The following is a 16,294-nucleotide window of genomic DNA, read 5'->3' as shown; positions in this document are numbered from 1 at the left end:
ACTCTCGCGTTAAAATTCAGCCCGAGAGCGGCTATCATAGAGGGAGTATTTTTCCGTCGGAGTGTCCATGGAGTTAAGACAAGAAGCTTTTCACCTGCTACGTCAGCTTTTTCAACAGCATACCGCCCAGTGGCAACACGCATTGCCCGAACTGACCAAACCACAATATGCGGTGATGCGGTCAATTGCTGAAAATCCTGGCATTGAGCAGGTTGCCCTGACTGAAGTCGCGGTGAGCACCAAAGCGACGCTGGCAGAAATGCTGAGCCGCATGGAAGCACGCGGCCTGGTCAGGCGCGAGCACGATCCGGCGGACAAACGCCGTCGGTTTGTCTTTCTGACGGCCGAAGGTGAGGCCCTGCTTGAGAGCAGTAAACCGATTGGAAATGAGGTGGATGAGGCGTTTTTAGGGCGCCTTAACGGCGCGGAACGAGAGCAATTTTCAGCGCTCATTAAAAAGATGATGCAGGGTTAAGTAACCCTGACGCGCATAAAATCAATAAATGTTCGCACTTTCGCGGGCACATGCCGGGCATCGGGATAAACAGCATAGATGCCCTGCTGAGCAAACGTGTACTCCGGTAACAGCGAGACCAGCTTCCCTGCATCCAGTGCGTTACGCACCAGCCACTCCGGCAACAGCGCCACGCCACATCCCGCGAGGGCAAAAGCCATCAACGCCTGGGCACTGTCTGCATACAGGCGCGGCGCTTTTCTGATCTCAAAGGAAACAGGATGCCGATCAACGCCTCTCACCTGCCAGCGCAGCGGCGACGTTAAACGCTCGTGAATGATCCAGTCCGCTTCCGCCAGCTGCTCCAGCGAGTCAACCGGATGGTTTGCCAGCCAGCATGGCGTCGCCACGGGCAGGATGGTGAAGGAGGTCATCAACGCGGCGTGGTAGCGCGAATCTGCAAGCGTGCCGAGCCGGATAGCGACATCGAAGCGCTCGGCGATAAGATCGGCATGCAAAGAGGACGAGACATGCCGCACGCGGAGATCAGGGTGCAGCTGGCTAAACTCAGCCAGCAAAGGCACCACCACCTGCGAGCCATACTCGGGCGTGGTGGTGATCCGCAGTTCTCCCGTCAGCCCGGCGTGGTTGGCGCGAACATCATCCTGCAATCGCTCTGCATCCCGTAACAGCATCACGCTTCGTTGATGAAAGAGCTTCCCCGCTTCGGTCAGCGTCAGGCGTCGGGTGGTTCGCAGCAACAGGGTGACGCCCAGCTCCTCTTCAAGCTGACGAATATGAAAGCTGACCACCGCTTTTGTCAGCCCCATCGCCTCCGCCGCGGCGGTGAAACTGCCGGTGTCCGCTACGGCGATAAACATCGCCGTACGCTGTAAATTAAGCATCGCTTGCCTGGTTAACTGTCAAAATAATGTTGACAGTATATCGTCCTTTGTCGCGTTTATCCGTAACGCGCGGGCCGATACGATACGCCACCTCACCGGAGGAACTTCCATGACGTATCGCAGCAAAATCGCCGTCGTCTTTCTGCTCGGCTTTTTCCTTGATTTGATAAACATGTTTATTGCCAGCGTCGCCTTTCCGGCGATGGCTCACGCATTCAATACCACACCTTCCGCGCTTGCCTGGGTAAGTAACGGATACATTGCCGGGCTGACGTTAGTCATCCCATTCAGCAGTATTCTGACGCGCCGCGTCGGGCCGAAGCGCGTTATTCTGCTCTCACTGCTTCTCTTTAGCGCGGCCTCCGTTGCGGCGGGTCTCTCATCTTCGCTGGAAAGTTTGATTGCCTGGCGCGTCGTGCAGGGCGCCGGAGGGGGTTTACTGATCCCGGTTGGTCAGGCGCTGACCTGGCAACAGTTTAAGCCTCATGAGCGGGCCAGACTTTCCTCGGTGGTGATGCTGGTCGCGCTGCTTGCCCCCGCCTGCTCACCGGCTGTGGGCGGCATGCTGGTTCAGACATTCAGCTGGCGCTGGATATTTTTTGCCACCCTGCCCGTCGCCATTGTCACCTTTGTTTTGGCCTGCGCGTGGCTTAAAACAGAACCGTCACCGATAAACACCACCAGAATAGTAAACCTGTCTTTGCTGACGGATCCGCTGTTGCGCTTATCCATGCTTATCTATGTGTGCGTACCCGGCATCTTTATTGGCGTGAACGTAACGGGCATGTATTACCTTCAGAGCGAGGCCAATATGACGCCCACCGCAACGGGCATGCTTATGCTGCCGTGGTCTGTGGCATCGTTTTTGGCTATCACCGCGACAGGACGCTATTTCAACCGTATCGGCCCGCGGCCGCTGGTGGTCATCGGTTGCCTTTTGCAGGCGACGGGCATTCTGCTTTTAATTAACGTCGGCCCGGCTATGCTGTTACCTGCCTTTGCGTTTGCGTTAATGGGTGCGGGGGGAAGCCTTTGCAGCAGTACGGCTCAGAGCAGCGCGTTTTTGACAATGCGGCGGGAAGATATGCCTGATGCCAGTGCGCTATGGAATCTGAATCGTCAGTTGAGCTTTTTTGCGGGTACCCTGCTGCTGGCGCAGGCGCTGAGCTTCATGCAAGCTTATCTTACGCCGCTGGTCGCCTGGCACGGGATGTTTATTTTTGCCGCAGTTATCACTCTACTGCCCGTACTGTACGTCTACCGTCTTAATAACACGCAGTTACTTGCGCAACTGCAACAGGAGCAGCCATGACCCATTTCGAACAAGAGATCCTCGACATCCACGTCGCCCTTGAAAACTGGTTAGGTGCAGGCGAAGGCGATCGGGACGCCCTGCTCGCCCGTTTCCGTCCGGATTTTCTGATGGTTCCACCGAGTGGCACCCATTTAGATCATCACGCTCTGGCCCAATTTTTATATGCGCAGCGGGGAACCCGACCCGGGCTCAGGATCGGCATTGATGCGCTAACGACGCTTCAGACATGGGACAACGGCGCGGTGCTCCATTACCGGGAGACGCAAACCCGGCCTGGCCAGCCCGTCAACGTGCGCTGGTCAACCGCGGTGCTTAATCAGGAAGGGGATAACATCACCTGGCGTTTGCTGCACGAAACGGCGCAATCGTAAGGCATAAAAAAGGCCCGTCTCACGACGGGCCTTTTCTGACGAATGGTTGCTTACTCGCGGAACAGCGCTTCGATATTCAGACCTTGCCCTTGCAGGATTTCACGCAGGCGGCGTAGCCCTTCAACCTGAATCTGACGAACACGTTCACGGGTCAGGCCAATCTCACGGCCGACATCTTCCAGTGTCGCAGCTTCATACCCCAGTAAACCGAAACGACGTGCCAGCACTTCACGCTGTTTGGCGTTCAGTTCGAACAGCCATTTGACGATGCTCTGTTTCATGTCATCGTCCTGCGTGGTGTCTTCCGGGCCGTTGTCTTTTTCATCGGCCAGGATGTCCAGCAGCGCTTTTTCGGAGTCACCACCCAGCGGGGTGTCAACCGAGGTAATGCGCTCGTTGAGACGCAGCATACGGCTTACGTCATCAACCGGTTTGTCGAGTTGCTCTGCGATCTCTTCCGCACTTGGCTCGTGGTCCAGTTTATGGGACAACTCGCGCGCGGTACGCAGATAAACATTCAACTCTTTGACGATGTGGATCGGCAGTCGAATCGTACGGGTCTGGTTCATAATAGCCCGTTCGATGGTCTGACGAATCCACCAGGTCGCGTAGGTTGAGAAACGGAACCCGCGTTCCGGGTCAAACTTCTCAACTGCGCGGATGAGACCTAAGTTGCCCTCTTCAATCAGATCCAGCAGAGCCAGACCACGATTGCCGTAACGGCGGGCAATTTTCACGACCAGTCGCAGGTTACTTTCGATCATGCGACGACGCGAGGCAACATCACCACGCAAAGCACGACGTGCGAAATAGACTTCTTCTTCGGCCGTTAGCAGTGGGGAGTAACCAATCTCCCCAAGGTAAAGCTGAGTCGCGTCCAGCACACGCTGTGTGGCACCCTGCGATAACAGCTCTTCTTCAGCCAAATCGTTATCACTGGGTTCCTCTTCTACTAAGGCTTTTTCGTCAAAAGCCTCTGATCCGTTCTCATCAAATTCCGCGTCTTCATTTAAATCATGAACTTTCAGCGTATTCTGACTCATAAAGGTGGCTCCTACCCGTGATCCCTGGACGAGACACCCTGGCTGGCATGCCCCGTCAATTTATCGCTGCGGTAAATATTGCAGCGGGTTTACGGATTTCCCCTTGTAACGAATTTCAAAATGCAAGCGTGTAGAACTGGTTCCGGTGCTACCCATGGTAGCGATTTTTTGCCCCGCCTTAACTTCTTGTTGTTCCCGGACCAGCATAGTGTCGTTATGGGCGTAGGCACTCAGGTAATCATCGTTATGTTTGATGATAATAAGATTACCGTAACCGCGCAGTGCGTTACCGGCATAGACAACGCGTCCGTCTGCGGTCGCGATGATTGCCTGTCCTTTACTGCCTGCGATATCGATCCCTTTGTTGCCCCCCTCAGAGGTAGCGAAGTTCTCGATAATCTTGCCGTCAGTTGGCCAGCGCCAGGTGGTGATTGACGAGCTGGCATTCTGACTGCTTGCAGTCGGTACAGTAGAGCTAACCACAGGTGCCGTAGTCGGTGCTGTGACAACAGTCGCAGTACCTTTATTATTCGGCAACATTTTGTTAGCACTCTGATCACCTGAATCCTCAGAATACGTAATTACAGGTTGTGAAGCAACCACCGTGGTGGTTTTTTGTGCAGGAGTAACGCTGTTATTTTGTGCAGTTACGTCGGCTGCTGAAACGGTGTTGCCTGGCGTAAGCGGTGTCCCCGTCGCGTTGCCAACCTGAAGCGTTTGCCCGACTTCCAGAGCATACGGGGCCTGGACGTTGTTTCGCTGTGCAAGATCGCGGAAATCGTTCCCGGTGATCCAGGCAATATAGAACAGCGTATCGCCGCGCTTCACGGTATAGGTGCTGCCGCCGGTATAGCTACCTTTCGGAATGTTCCCATACTTACGGTTATACACTATACGGCCATTTTCAGTCTGAACAGGCTGTTCCACTGCCTGAATCTGCGTAGGCTGCGTAACTGGACGCTGAACCGGCTGGATCTGCGGAGTTTGCTGCGCCGTTGAGGTGCCCATTTTAGGCGGAGGGGTGATCAACATTCCGCTGGACGTGTTACCCGAGCCGCTGGTTCCATTAACGGAACTGACGGGCGCAGGCGCGTTATTTGAACTTGTACAGCCTGCCAGCCAGAGCGAAACCAGTGATAATGCCGCAACACGGCTGATGGTGAATTTTGGGCTTCCCGCGCTCATTTATCCCCCAGGAATGTGTTAACTACCAGTGACTTAAAAATAACCGTGATGGCACGAATCTATCGCGCCACACCATACGCTGAATTTGCCTTAATAACCCTGGAAAAATCCGAGTCTCAGGCCAGTTCGCCCTTAACCAGGGGCACAAAGCGCACGGCTTCCACGGTATCGATAATAAACTCGCCGCCGCGTCGACGAACGCGCTTCAAAAGCTGCTGCTCATCGCCGACGGGCAATACAAGAATGCCACCCTCGTCCAGCTGCGAAAGAAGCGCAGTGGGGATTTCAGGTGGCGCTGCCGTGACAATGATGGCGTCAAACGGGGCGCGAGCCTGCCAACCCTGCCATCCATCGCCGTGGCGTGTCGATACATTATGTAAATCAAGCTGTTTCAGGCGACGGCGCGCCTGCCACTGCAACCCTTTAATCCGTTCCACCGAACAGACATGGTGCACAAGGTGAGCCAGGATCGCGGTTTGATACCCTGAACCGGTACCAATTTCCAGCACCCGGGACTCTGGCGTTAACTCCAGAAGCTCCGTCATACGCGCCACCATGTAGGGCTGCGAAATCGTCTGGCCTTGCCCAATGGGCAACGCCACGTTTTCCCACGCTTTGTGTTCAAACGCCTCATCTACAAACTTCTCACGGGGAACCTGGGCAAGCGCGTTCAGCACCTGCTCGTTGGCGATCCCCTGTGCGCGTAATTGTTCCAGAAGAGTTTGTACACGTTTACTTACCATTGCGCGTTCACTCCGACCCGATCTAACCAGTCCGACACCACATCATGCGCGCTATAAGCGGTTAAATCTACGTGCAACGGCGTAACGGAAACGTACCCTTCATCCACCGCAGCGAAGTCGGTGTCTGGCCCGGCATCGCATTTATCTCCCGGCGGGCCGATCCAGTACAGGGTATTGCCGCGCGGATCCTGCTGGGGAATAACCTGATCGGCAGGATGGCGACTGCCACAGCGCGTCACGCGGATCCCTTTGATCTCGTCCAGCGGGAGGTCCGGCACGTTAATATTGAGGATACGTCCGGTACGCAGCGGCTCGCGGCCAAGCGCACGGAGAATGGAGCAGGTCACCGCAGCGGCTGTGTCATAGTGGGTGTGACCGTTTAACGAGACCGCCAGCGCCGGAAACCCCAGGTGACGCCCTTCCATCGCCGCGGCCACGGTGCCGGAGTAAATCACATCATCGCCAAGATTTGGCCCGGCATTGATGCCGGAGACCACAACGTCCGGCCGCGGGCGCATCAGCGCGTTCACGCCCAGAAACACGCAGTCGGTCGGTGTCCCCATCTGGACGGCAATATCGCCATTCTCAAAGGTAAAGGTGCGAAGTGAAGACTCCAGCGTCAATGAGTTAGACGCGCCACTGCGGTTACGATCGGGAGCCACGACCTGCACATCCGCAAATTCGCGGAGGTGTTTCGCCAGCGTCTGAATACCTGGCGCATGGATCCCGTCATCGTTACTCAGCAATATTCGCATAATCACCCGACGTGTTGATAAGTTCCCTGACAACACTGGTGGCAAAGCTACCTGCCGGCAGCCAGAAGCGTAACTCGACGGTTACGTCATCCCACCAGTTCCAGCTCAGCTGTTGCGGGTAGAGGAGCATCGCACGACGTGCCGCCTCGACCTTTTCCCGCACCAGCAACGATTGTAATTCTGGCGCATCCGCCACCGCTGACTGCTCTGCGGCCAGCGCCTCGCCCTGGGTTCCCCACTCGCCTGAGCCCGGCAAGGCGGCGGTAATCATCAGCGTTTTAGCGTCCACGCGCGACTGGGCATCGGCCATCTCATCGGCCGTTGCCACAAACCAGCTTCCGCGTCCCGCTAATTGTAGCGCATCGCCGACAACAACTTGATTCGCGTCCGGTTTTTTCAGCCGCTCGCTCACAATCTGATTAAACAACGCACTGCGGGCCGCCGACAACCAAAAACTGCGTTTATTACGATCGCGCACCGGTGCACCGCTTTGCGCCCAGCGCAGCGCGCCCAGCAGGTTGCTGCCACCGATACCAAAGCGCTGAGCGCCGAAATAGTTTGGTACGCCGCGTTCGTTAATGGCCTTCAGGCGTTTTTCAACGTCCTCGCGTTCGGTCACTTCGCGCAACACCAGGGTAAAGGCATTACCTTTCAGTGCGCCCAGACGCAATTTGCGTTTATGGCGGGCGTACTCCAGTACCTTACAGCCCTCAAGCTCAAATTTGCTTAAATCGGGCATGGCATTGCCGGGCACGCGGGCGCAAAGCCACTGTTCGGTCACGGCATGTTTATCTTTTTGACCGGCAAAGCTCACTTCGCGGGCGTGAATATTGAGGAATTTTGCCAGCGCGTCCGCCACGAAGCGGGTGTTGCAGCCGTTTTTCAGAATGCGCACCAGGATGTGCTCGCCTTCGCCGTCCGGCTCAAAACCCAGATCTTCCACTACCACGAAATCTTCAGGGTTGGCTTTCAGCAGACCCTTGCCCTGCGGTTTACCGTGCAGATACGTCAGATTGTCGAAATCCGTCATTTGGCCGCCTTCACCAGCAGCGCCACGGCTTCACAGGCAATGCCTTCGCCACGACCGGTAAAGCCCAGCTTCTCCGTGGTGGTCGCTTTGACGTTGACGTCGTCCATATGGCAGCCCAGATCTTCAGCGATAAACACGCGCATCTGAGGGATATGCGGCAGCATCTTCGGTGCCTGGGCAATGATCGTCACATCAACGTTGCCGAGGGTGTAGCCTTTGGCCTGAATACGACGCCAGGCTTCGCGCAGCAGTTCGCGGCTGTCTGCGCCTTTAAAAGCAGGATCGGTGTCCGGGAACAGTTTGCCAATGTCGCCCAGCGCGGCGGCACCCAGCAGCGCGTCGGTCAGCGCATGCAGCGCCACGTCGCCATCAGAATGCGCCAGCAGACCTTTTTCGTAAGGAATGCGCACGCCGCCAATGATAATTGGGCCAACGCCGCCAAAGGCGTGTACATCAAAACCGTGTCCAATACGCATTATGCCTTCTCCTGAGGGGTCGTACGGGTAAGATAAAATTCCGCGAGCTGTAAGTCTTCCGGGCGCGTCACTTTTATATTATCAGCGCGCCCTTCAACAAGCGTGGGGTGGAAACCGCAATACTCCAGCGCCGAGGCTTCGTCCGTAATGGTCGCACCTTCTTTAAGCGCTCGCGTTAAGCTGTCGTGGAGTAATTCGCGGGGAAAAAATTGTGGCGTCAGCGCGTGCCACAGATCGACGCGCTCGACGGTGTGGGCAATCGCCGGTTTACCCGGTTCGGCACGCTTCATGGTGTCACGCACCGGGGCGGCCAGAATGCCGCCCACTTTACTGGTTTCACTCAGGGCCAGCAGACGCGACAGATCGTCGTGATGCAGACAGGGACGCGCGGCATCGTGCACCAGCACCCACTGCGCGTTCCCGGCAGCCTGAATGCCCGCCAGAACGGAGTCAGCCCGCTCTGCGCCGCCGTCAACGACGGTAATCTGTGGATGATTTGCCAGCGGGAGCTGCGTAAAACGTGCATCGCCGGGGCTGATGGCAATAACAACGCGTTTCACCCGGGCATGCGCCAGCAGCGCCGCCACGGCGTGCTCGAGGATCGTTTTATCGCCAATTGAGAGATACTGCTTAGGACATTCTGTCTGCATACGCCGGCCAAAACCTGCGGCCGGCACCACGGCACAGACGTCCGAAAAAGTTGCTGCCATGTCGTAATCCTGGGCCTGATTATCGATTGTTTTGTGCGGAGCCCTGATTGCGTTTAGACGCATCCGGAACCAGGCGATAAAACGTTTCGCCCGGCTTAGTCATACTAAGTTCATTGCGTGCGCGCTCCTCAATCGCCTCCTGGCCGCCATTGAGGTCATCAATTTCAGCAAAAAGTTGATCGTTACGCGCTTTAAGTTTGGCGTTTGTCGCCTGCTGTGCCGCGACGTCATCGCTCACCCGGCTGTAGTCGTGCAGTCCGTTTTTGCCGAACCACAGCGAATATTGCAGCCAGACCAGCAAAGCCAGCAACAGCAGCGTTAGTTTACCCATCCTGCCCCCTGAAAAAACGGCATCATCATCCCATAACTTTCCGCTGGACTCTACTGCGGGGTTTTAATTATGCCGTAAGTTAGCCCATCAGCCATAAAAACAGCAGGCCAAAGATGACCACAACGGTGGCGATAGTGATGAGCGTACTATACAGGAGCTTGCCGTTGAAAAGGGAGTGCAGCGCCACGCCCACCACAACCGCAACGGGCATCAGCGCCAGGAAGAAAGGCCAGGTATAGAGGAAGAAAAAGAGGGTGTTTCCACCGTAGATCAAAAACGGGATACCCAGCGCCAGTAGCCACGACACAAAGCCGACAATCGCCCCAGGGAAGGACCAGGTCGTCTCGTCGTCGGTCGTTAACGGTTCCGACCCGGTGGTAATCATGTAGTTTTCACTGTTGCGCATAGCTAATCCTGTGACCGTGACTCATCGCTCGGGAAGACAGCTCCCGAACGATACCGTCTCAGGATCTGATAATATCGTCCCGTCTGAGCAGGTCTAATAATTGGCTTACTAAATTTGTTACCAATTGTTGACCTTCCAGATGAATCTCAGGGGATTCAGGCGCTTCGTAAACCGAGTCAATACCGGTGAAGTTTCGCAGCTCTCCCGCGCGGGCTTTTTTATACAGCCCTTTCGGATCGCGCGCTTCGCAGATTGCCAGCGGCGTATCCACAAACACTTCAATGAAGCGATTCCGGCCCACGCGCTCACGCACCATCTGACGTTCGGCGCGGTGCGGTGAGATAAACGCCGTCAGCACCACCAGCCCGGCATCCGCCATCAGGCTGGCGACTTCTCCCACCCGGCGAATGTTCTCTTTACGGTCTTCATCGCTGAACCCTAAATCGCTACACAGGCCGTGACGCACGTTGTCGCCGTCCAGCAGGTAGGTGCTCACTCCCTGCTGATGCAGCGCCTCTTCCAGCGCGCCTGCCACCGTGGATTTACCGGAGCCAGACAGCCCGGTAAACCACAGCACAACCCCACGGTGACCGTGGAGCTGTTCGCGCTGGGCGACGGTGACCGGATGAGGATGCCAGACGACGTTCTCATCATGGGCAGCCATTACTTGCCTCCCAGCAAATCGCGTGCGCCCCAGTGCGGGAAGTGTTTACGCACCAGCGCATTCAGCTCAAGTTCAAACGCGCTGAACTCAGAGGCCACGGTAGCCTGCGCGTTTGGCTCACGGACCATCCCGGCGCCGACGGTGACGTTGGTCAGGCGGTCGATAAAGATCAGCCCGCCCGTCACCGGATTCTGCTGATACGGATCCAGCACCAGCGGCTCGTCGAAGGTCAGATCCACCAGACCGATGCCATTCAGCGGCAGCTCGCTCACGTCACGGTGGGTCAGGTTGTTGATGTCCACCTGGAACTGAATGCCGTCCACGCGGGCGCGGGTTTTCTTGCCGGCAATTTTAATGTCATAGCTCTGGCCTGCGGTCAGGGGCTGTTCCGCCATCCACACCACGTCCACGGATGCGCCCTGCACCGCCGCCAGCGTTTCCTGCGCGTCGACCAGCAGATCGCCGCGGCTGATGTCAATCTCGTCTTTTAGCACCAGGGTTACCGCTTCACCTGCCCCTGCTTCGTCCAGATCGCCATCAAAGGTGACGATACGGGCAATGGTCGATTCCACGCCGGACGGCAGCACCTTCACGCGCTGGCCCACGTTGACCGAGCCGGACGCAAGGGTGCCGGAGAAGCCGCGGAAATCGAGGTTCGGACGGTTTACGTACTGCACCGGGAAGCGCATCGGCTGGGTCTCAACCACGCGCTGAATTTCAACGGTTTCCAGCACCTCCAGCAGCGTCGGGCCGCTGTACCACGGCATGTTCGCGCTCTGAGAGGCGACGTTATCCCCTTCCAGCGCCGACAGCGGCACAAAGCGAATATCGAGGTTGCCCGGCAGCTGTTCAGCAAAGGTCAGGTAGCTCTGGCGGATCTCGTCGAATCGCGCTTCGCTGTAGTCCACCAGATCCATTTTGTTCACCGCCACCACCAGGTGTTTGATCCCCAGCAGCGTAGAGATAAAGCTGTGACGACGCGTCTGATCCAGCACGCCTTTACGGGCGTCCATCAGCAGGATCGCCAGGTCACAGGTGGACGCGCCGGTCGCCATGTTACGGGTGTACTGCTCATGCCCCGGGGTGTCGGCGATAATAAATTTGCGCTTTTCGGTAGAGAAGTAGCGATAGGCGACATCAATGGTAATGCCCTGCTCGCGCTCCGCCTGCAAGCCGTCCACCAGCAGCGCCAGGTCGAGTTTTTCGCCCTGGGTGCCGTGGCGTTTACTGTCATTGTGCAGGGAAGAGAGCTGATCTTCGTAAATTTGTCGCGTGTCGTGCAGCAGACGACCAATCAGGGTACTTTTCCCGTCATCAACGCTGCCGCAGGTCAGGAAACGCAACAGACTTTTGTACTGTTGGGCGTGCAGATAAGCTTCTACGCCGCCTTCATCGGCAATTTGTTGGGCAATAGTCGTATTCATGGCGGCTCCTTAGAAATAACCCTGACGTTTCTTCAGCTCCATGGAGCCTGCCTGGTCGCGGTCAATCACGCGGCCCTGTCGCTCACTGGTGGTCGACACCAGCATCTCCTCGATGATCTCCGGCAGCGTCTGCGCACTGGATTCCACCGCGCCGGTCAACGGCCAGCAGCCGAGAGTACGGAAACGGACCATCTGTTTTTTGATCACTTCACCCGGCTGTAAATCAATGCGATCGTCGTCGATCATCATCAGCATGCCGTCGCGCTCCAGGACCGGGCGCTCTGCTGCCAGATACAGCGGAACGATCTCAATATTTTCCAGATAGATGTACTGCCAGATATCCAGCTCGGTCCAGTTGGAGAGCGGGAAGACGCGAATGCTTTCGCCCTTGTTGATCTGGCCGTTGTAGTTGTGCCACAGCTCCGGACGCTGGTTTTTCGGGTCCCAGCGGTGGAAGCGGTCGCGGAAAGAGTAGATACGCTCTTTGGCGCGGGATTTCTCTTCGTCACGCCGCGCGCCGCCGAAGGCCGCATCAAAACCGTATTTATTCAGCGCCTGCTTCAGCCCTTCGGTTTTCATGATATCGGTATGCTTGGCGCTGCCGTGCACGAACGGGTTGATGCCCATCGCCACCCCTTCCGGGTTTTTGTGCACCAGCAGCTCGCAGCCGTAGGCTTTGGCGGTACGGTCACGAAACTCGTACATCTCGCGGAATTTCCAGCCGGTATCCACATGCAGCAGCGGGAACGGCAGCGTCCCCGGATAAAACGCTTTACGCGCCAGGTGCAGCATGACGCTGGAATCTTTACCGATGGAGTACATCATCACCGGGTTAGAGAACTCGGCGGCCACTTCGCGGATAATGTGGATACTTTCCGCTTCGAGCTGCCGCAGGTGAGTAAGTCGTTTTTGGTCCATAACCGTTCCTTAAGCCAAATTTACAACAGAAGCGCCGAAGCCTTCTGTGTCGGTTGTGTGTTGGAACCAGGCGAGCGAGCTGTGCAACTGCACCACTTCTCCCACCACGATCAGGGCGGGCATCGGGGCGTCTTTCGCCAGGGTTGCAAGGTCTTGTAAAGTGCCGATGGCGACATGCTGATCGACGCGTGTCCCGCGGGAGATCACCGCTATCGGCGTCGTCACATCGCGACCGTGCTGAATAAGCTGTTCGCTGATGTCTGCCGCTTTCATCGTGCCCATATAAATCGCCAGCGTTTGTCGGCTCTGGGCGAGATGCGACCAGTCAAACGGCGTGCTGTCGGCTTTATAGTGCCCGGTCACAAAGGTCACGCTCTGGGCGTAATCGCGATGGGTCAGCGGAATACCGGCGTAGGCCGTGACGGCAGACGCCGCCGTAATGCCGGGAACCACCTGGAACGGGACGCCCGCTTCGGCTGCCGCCTGCAACTCCTCGCCACCACGACCGAAGATAAACGGATCGCCCCCTTTCAGGCGCACCACGGTTTTGCCCGCTTTCGCGGCGGCAATCAGCATTTGATTGGTGTCGTGCTGCGGCACGGAGTGCTCGCCGGCACGTTTGCCGACGCAGATTTGCTCCGCGTCACGGCGGATCAGCTCGCGAATACCGTCGGTGACCAGGTGGTCGTAGAACACGACATCCGCATCCTGAAGAACCTGGAGGCCACGCAGCGTGAGCAGCCCGGCATCGCCCGGCCCGGCGCCCACTAGAATGATCTCCCCGCCCGTACTGCCGGGGTTATCCAGTTCGTCTTCGAGGATTTGTTGCGCCGCCGTCTCGTTACCGGCCTGCATCAGGCTGGCAAAGCGGCCGCGAAACACACGCTCCCAGAAGCGACGGCGTTCCGTCACGCTGCTCAGACGCGTTTTCAGATGGTTGCGCCAGTAGCTGGCCTTCTCCGCCATACGTCCGAGGCTGGTCGGCAGCAGCGCTTCGATTTTTTCTCTCAGCACGCGCGCCAGCACCGGGGCGGTGCCGCCGGAGGAGATCGCCACCAGCAGCGGCGAGCGGTCGACAATCGACGGGAAGATAAATGAACATAACGGCTGGTCGTCTACCACGTTCACCAGGCGGTGACGGGCCTGGGCTGCGGCGGAGATTCGGCTGTTGAGCGCCCGATCTTCGGTTGCCGCAATCACCAGTACCACGCTGTCGATCTGAGACTCTGCAAAATCCGCCTCTGCAACGATCTGCACCTGCGCCCCGGCGCGTTGCAGGAAGGCGATTTTGCGATCGGCAATTTCACCCGTCCCGACAACCAATACCGGTCGGTCTTTCAAGGCGGCAAAAAGGGGGAGATAGTCCACAGGCAACAACTCACTAACAACCAGGAATAAAGGGACTATAGGGGGCGGCTTAGATCGAATGAAATTACGAATTGGAATGAGTAGTTACTCAATGGAATAACGCCGTGGAAAAGCAAATATCAAAAAGTGCTTAACACGCGAAATTTCGGGCATTTAAGCGCAATTCAAATTGTGTCTACCCGATCACAGTTTCATACTATGCGGGTTAAAATTTTGCTCTGTTTTTAAGGACTCACTATGTTTTCCGCAATGCGCCACCGATTCGTTGCCCTGGCGCTCGGCGTTTGCTTTATCCTTCCGGCTCAGGCAAAAAATCAATCTTACGGTGAAATAGCCAGTATGCAGGCGCGGCATATTGCGACGGTCTTTCCGGGCCGCATGACCGGAACCCCAGCCGAAATGCTCTCGGCAGACTATATTCGTCAGCAATTTGCGGATATGGGCTATGAGAGCGACATTCGCGCTTTCCACAGCCGCTACATCTATACCTCACGCAATAAAACGCAGAACTGGCATAACGTAACCGGCAGCACGGTCATTGCGGCGCACGAAGGAAAGGCGGCTGAGCAGATTATTATTATGGCGCACCTTGATACCTACACGCCGATGAGCGACGCTGATGTCGATAATAACCTCGGCGGGCTGACGCTTCAGGGACTGGATGACAATGCGGCGGGGCTGGGCGTCATGCTTGAGCTGGCCGAACGCCTGAAGAATATTCCGACGAAATACAGCATTCGCTTTGTTGCGACCAGCGGTGAAGAAGAAGGAAAACTCGGCGCTGAGAATCTCCTTAAGCGCATGACCGCTGAGGAGAAGAAAAATACGTTGCTGGTGATTAACCTCGATAATCTGATCGTGGGAGATAAGCTCTATTTTAATAGCGGACAGAGCACGCCGAGCAGCGTACGTAAACTCACCCGCGACCGCGCGCTGGCGCTTGCCCGCACGCATGGCGTCTATGCCGCGACAAATCCGGGCGGTAACCCCGATTATCCCAAAGGCACGGGCTGCTGTAATGACGGTGAAGTGTTTGATAAGGCGGGCATTCCGGTGCTGTACGTCGAGGCGACTAACTGGGCGCTGGGCAAAAAAGATGGCTATCAGCAGCGCGCTAAATCGAAGGCGTTCCCAAACGGGACCAGCTGGCATGACGTGCGGCTGGATAACCAGCAGCACATTGATAAAACGCTGCCGCAGCGGATTGAGCACCGCAGCCGGGATGTCGTGAAAGTGATGCTGCCGCTGGTGAAGGAGCTGGCGAAAGCGGGGAAAGCCTGATGCAATTAAGCCCGGTGGCGCTGCGCTTACCGGGCCTACAACGGCACGAAACGTAGGCCCGGTAAGGCGTAGCCGCCACCGGGCGAAAAAAAATTACCCTTCGTGCAGCCCGCACTCGCGCTTCAGCCCAAAGAATCGCGTCTCTTCTTCCGCCATTCCCGGTTCCCATTTACGCGTGGTATGGGTGTCGCCTACCGACAGGTAGCCTTGATCCCACAGCGGATGGTACTTCAGCCCGTGCTTTTGCAGATACTGGTACACCGTGCGGTTATCCCAGTCGATGATCGGCAGTACTTTGAACACGCCACGCTGCACCGCCAGCACCGGCAGCGTTGCCCGGCTCCCGGACTGCTCGCGGCGGAGCCCAGCAAACCACGTCTGCGCATGAAGATCTTTCAGCGCGCGGTTCATCGGCTCGACCTTGTTGATCTCATTGTATTTCTCGATGCCCTCAACGCCCTGCTCCCACAGCTTGCCGTAACGCGCCTCCTGCCAGGCCGCGCTTTCGGTTGCGCGATAAACCTTCAGGTTCAGCTTGAGCTTGTCCGTCAGCTCGTCGATAAACTGATAGGTCTCCGGGAACAGATAGCCGGTATCGGTGAGGATCACCGGAATGTCCGGACGGATCTGATTCACCAGATGCAGACTGACCGCCGCCTGAATGCCAAAGCTCGACGAAAGCACATAGTCTCCCGGCAGGTTTTCCAGCGCCCACGCCACGCGCCCTTCGGCGTCGAGCTTTTCCAGTTGGGCGTTAGTTTCTGCCAGAGCCAGAATGCGTTCAACTTTTGGCAGGTCATTAAGGGCGTTTAGATCGAGTACGGACATAAGAACCTCGTTTGCCTGTTTCGCCGGGCGGCACTGCGTTTGCCCGGCCTACAAAACCCGTAGGCCCGGTAAGCGAAGCGCCACCGG

General features: G+C 56.9%; 20 protein-coding genes. 5 read left to right on the top strand and 15 right to left on the bottom strand.

What is annotated here, in order from left to right; genetic code table 11:
• Positions 1 to 67 precede the first annotated feature (67 nt).
• Positions 68 to 475: a MarR family winged helix-turn-helix transcriptional regulator gene (locus ACOT0L_RS02325; protein WP_022651767.1), complete on the top strand. Its 408-nt coding sequence runs from the start codon at positions 68 to 70 to the stop codon at positions 473 to 475.
• Here ACOT0L_RS02325 and ACOT0L_RS02320 read toward each other — a convergent pair.
• The gene (locus ACOT0L_RS02320) at positions 472 to 1,359 is read right to left on the bottom strand and encodes a LysR family transcriptional regulator (RefSeq protein ID WP_023298477.1); all 888 of its coding nucleotides are present in this window, start codon (positions 1,357 to 1,359) and stop codon (positions 472 to 474) included. The genes ACOT0L_RS02325 and ACOT0L_RS02320 overlap by 4 nt on opposite strands.
• Before the next feature lie 109 nt (positions 1,360 to 1,468).
• Between ACOT0L_RS02320 and ACOT0L_RS02315 the strand changes: the two genes are divergently transcribed.
• Together ACOT0L_RS02315 and ACOT0L_RS02310 are read left to right on the top strand one after the other, a co-directional pair.
• A complete protein-coding gene (locus ACOT0L_RS02315) occupies positions 1,469 to 2,671 on the top strand; it encodes an MFS transporter (RefSeq protein ID WP_126502699.1) in 1,203 nt (400 codons plus the stop codon).
• A complete protein-coding gene (locus ACOT0L_RS02310) occupies positions 2,668 to 3,045 on the top strand; it encodes a DUF4440 domain-containing protein (RefSeq protein WP_126502698.1) in 378 nt (125 codons plus the stop codon). Before ACOT0L_RS02315 ends, ACOT0L_RS02310 begins: the two co-directional genes overlap by 4 nt.
• Positions 3,046 to 3,095: 50 nt before the next feature.
• On the opposite strand, the gene rpoS is transcribed toward ACOT0L_RS02310, so the two are convergent.
• Together rpoS and nlpD are read right to left on the bottom strand one after the other, a co-directional pair.
• Positions 3,096 to 4,088: an RNA polymerase sigma factor RpoS gene (rpoS, locus tag ACOT0L_RS02305; protein ID WP_022649182.1), complete on the bottom strand. Its 993-nt coding sequence runs from the start codon at positions 4,086 to 4,088 to the stop codon at positions 3,096 to 3,098.
• A 60-nt stretch (positions 4,089 to 4,148) separates the two neighbouring features.
• The gene (gene nlpD, locus ACOT0L_RS02300) at positions 4,149 to 5,222 is read right to left on the bottom strand and encodes a murein hydrolase activator NlpD (protein WP_306307778.1); all 1,074 of its coding nucleotides are present in this window, start codon (positions 5,220 to 5,222) and stop codon (positions 4,149 to 4,151) included.
• Between nlpD and ACOT0L_RS02295 the strand changes: the two genes are divergently transcribed.
• Positions 5,164 to 5,295, top strand: a complete 132-nt coding sequence (locus tag ACOT0L_RS02295; RefSeq protein ID WP_306173474.1) for a peptidase — start codon at positions 5,164 to 5,166, stop codon at positions 5,293 to 5,295. The genes nlpD and ACOT0L_RS02295 overlap by 59 nt on opposite strands.
• Before the next feature lie 94 nt (positions 5,296 to 5,389).
• On the opposite strand, the gene ACOT0L_RS02290 is transcribed toward ACOT0L_RS02295, so the two are convergent.
• The 11 genes from ACOT0L_RS02290 to cysG all read right to left on the bottom strand — a co-directional run bounded on the left by ACOT0L_RS02290 (position 5,390) and on the right by cysG (position 14,098).
• A complete protein-coding gene (locus tag ACOT0L_RS02290) occupies positions 5,390 to 6,016 on the bottom strand; it encodes a protein-L-isoaspartate(D-aspartate) O-methyltransferase (RefSeq protein WP_022649184.1) in 627 nt (208 codons plus the stop codon).
• Complete coding sequence (gene surE / locus ACOT0L_RS02285) at positions 6,010 to 6,771, bottom strand: 5'/3'-nucleotidase SurE (RefSeq protein ID WP_017382816.1); 762 nt, start codon at positions 6,769 to 6,771, stop codon at positions 6,010 to 6,012. Before surE ends, ACOT0L_RS02290 begins: the two co-directional genes overlap by 7 nt.
• The gene (gene truD, locus ACOT0L_RS02280; RefSeq protein WP_126502697.1) at positions 6,752 to 7,801 is read right to left on the bottom strand and encodes a tRNA pseudouridine(13) synthase TruD; all 1,050 of its coding nucleotides are present in this window, start codon (positions 7,799 to 7,801) and stop codon (positions 6,752 to 6,754) included. The genes surE and truD overlap by 20 nt, the downstream gene beginning before the upstream one ends.
• Positions 7,798 to 8,277, bottom strand: a complete 480-nt coding sequence (ispF, locus tag ACOT0L_RS02275) for a 2-C-methyl-D-erythritol 2,4-cyclodiphosphate synthase (protein WP_003862097.1) — start codon at positions 8,275 to 8,277, stop codon at positions 7,798 to 7,800. Before ispF ends, truD begins: the two co-directional genes overlap by 4 nt.
• Positions 8,277 to 8,987 (bottom strand): 2-C-methyl-D-erythritol 4-phosphate cytidylyltransferase, encoded by a 711-nt coding sequence (gene ispD, locus ACOT0L_RS02270; protein ID WP_126502696.1) that lies wholly within the window; start codon positions 8,985 to 8,987, stop codon positions 8,277 to 8,279. The genes ispF and ispD overlap by 1 nt, the downstream gene beginning before the upstream one ends.
• Positions 8,988 to 9,006: 19 nt before the next feature.
• Positions 9,007 to 9,318 carry a cell division protein FtsB gene (gene ftsB / locus ACOT0L_RS02265; RefSeq protein WP_003862095.1) on the bottom strand — a complete coding sequence of 104 codons (312 nt, stop codon included), beginning with the start codon at positions 9,316 to 9,318 and terminating at the stop codon, positions 9,007 to 9,009.
• A 79-nt stretch (positions 9,319 to 9,397) separates the two neighbouring features.
• Positions 9,398 to 9,724, bottom strand: coding sequence for a DUF3561 family protein (locus ACOT0L_RS02260; protein WP_006811767.1), 327 nt, complete (start codon positions 9,722 to 9,724; stop codon positions 9,398 to 9,400).
• A gap of 58 nt (positions 9,725 to 9,782) precedes the next feature.
• A complete protein-coding gene (gene cysC / locus ACOT0L_RS02255) occupies positions 9,783 to 10,388 on the bottom strand; it encodes an adenylyl-sulfate kinase (protein WP_022649188.1) in 606 nt (201 codons plus the stop codon).
• Complete coding sequence (gene cysN / locus ACOT0L_RS02250; RefSeq protein ID WP_022649189.1) at positions 10,388 to 11,812, bottom strand: sulfate adenylyltransferase subunit CysN; 1,425 nt, start codon at positions 11,810 to 11,812, stop codon at positions 10,388 to 10,390. Before cysN ends, cysC begins: the two co-directional genes overlap by 1 nt.
• Positions 11,813 to 11,821: 9 nt before the next feature.
• Entirely contained in the window at positions 11,822 to 12,730 is a 909-nt protein-coding gene (cysD, locus tag ACOT0L_RS02245; protein ID WP_006811770.1) for a sulfate adenylyltransferase subunit CysD, read from the bottom strand.
• Between the two features lie 9 nt (positions 12,731 to 12,739).
• Entirely contained in the window at positions 12,740 to 14,098 is a 1,359-nt protein-coding gene (cysG, locus tag ACOT0L_RS02240) for a siroheme synthase CysG (protein WP_063146469.1), read from the bottom strand.
• A 237-nt stretch (positions 14,099 to 14,335) separates the two neighbouring features.
• Between cysG and ACOT0L_RS02235 the strand changes: the two genes are divergently transcribed.
• Positions 14,336 to 15,379 (top strand): aminopeptidase, encoded by a 1,044-nt coding sequence (locus tag ACOT0L_RS02235; protein ID WP_023298484.1) that lies wholly within the window; start codon positions 14,336 to 14,338, stop codon positions 15,377 to 15,379.
• Positions 15,380 to 15,472: 93 nt separating this feature from the next.
• Here ACOT0L_RS02235 and cysH read toward each other — a convergent pair whose 3' ends face one another.
• Positions 15,473 to 16,207: a phosphoadenosine phosphosulfate reductase gene (gene cysH, locus ACOT0L_RS02230; protein WP_023298485.1), complete on the bottom strand. Its 735-nt coding sequence runs from the start codon at positions 16,205 to 16,207 to the stop codon at positions 15,473 to 15,475.
• Between the last annotated feature and the right edge of the window lie 87 nt (positions 16,208 to 16,294).

This window comes from Enterobacter cloacae complex sp. XAL002 (assembly GCF_049236805.1).
Taxonomy (GTDB): Bacteria; Pseudomonadota; Gammaproteobacteria; order Enterobacterales; family Enterobacteriaceae; genus Enterobacter; species Enterobacter intestinihominis.
The sequence above is the reverse complement of the archived record's forward strand: the minus strand, read 5'-3'. Positions and strand labels throughout refer to the sequence as shown.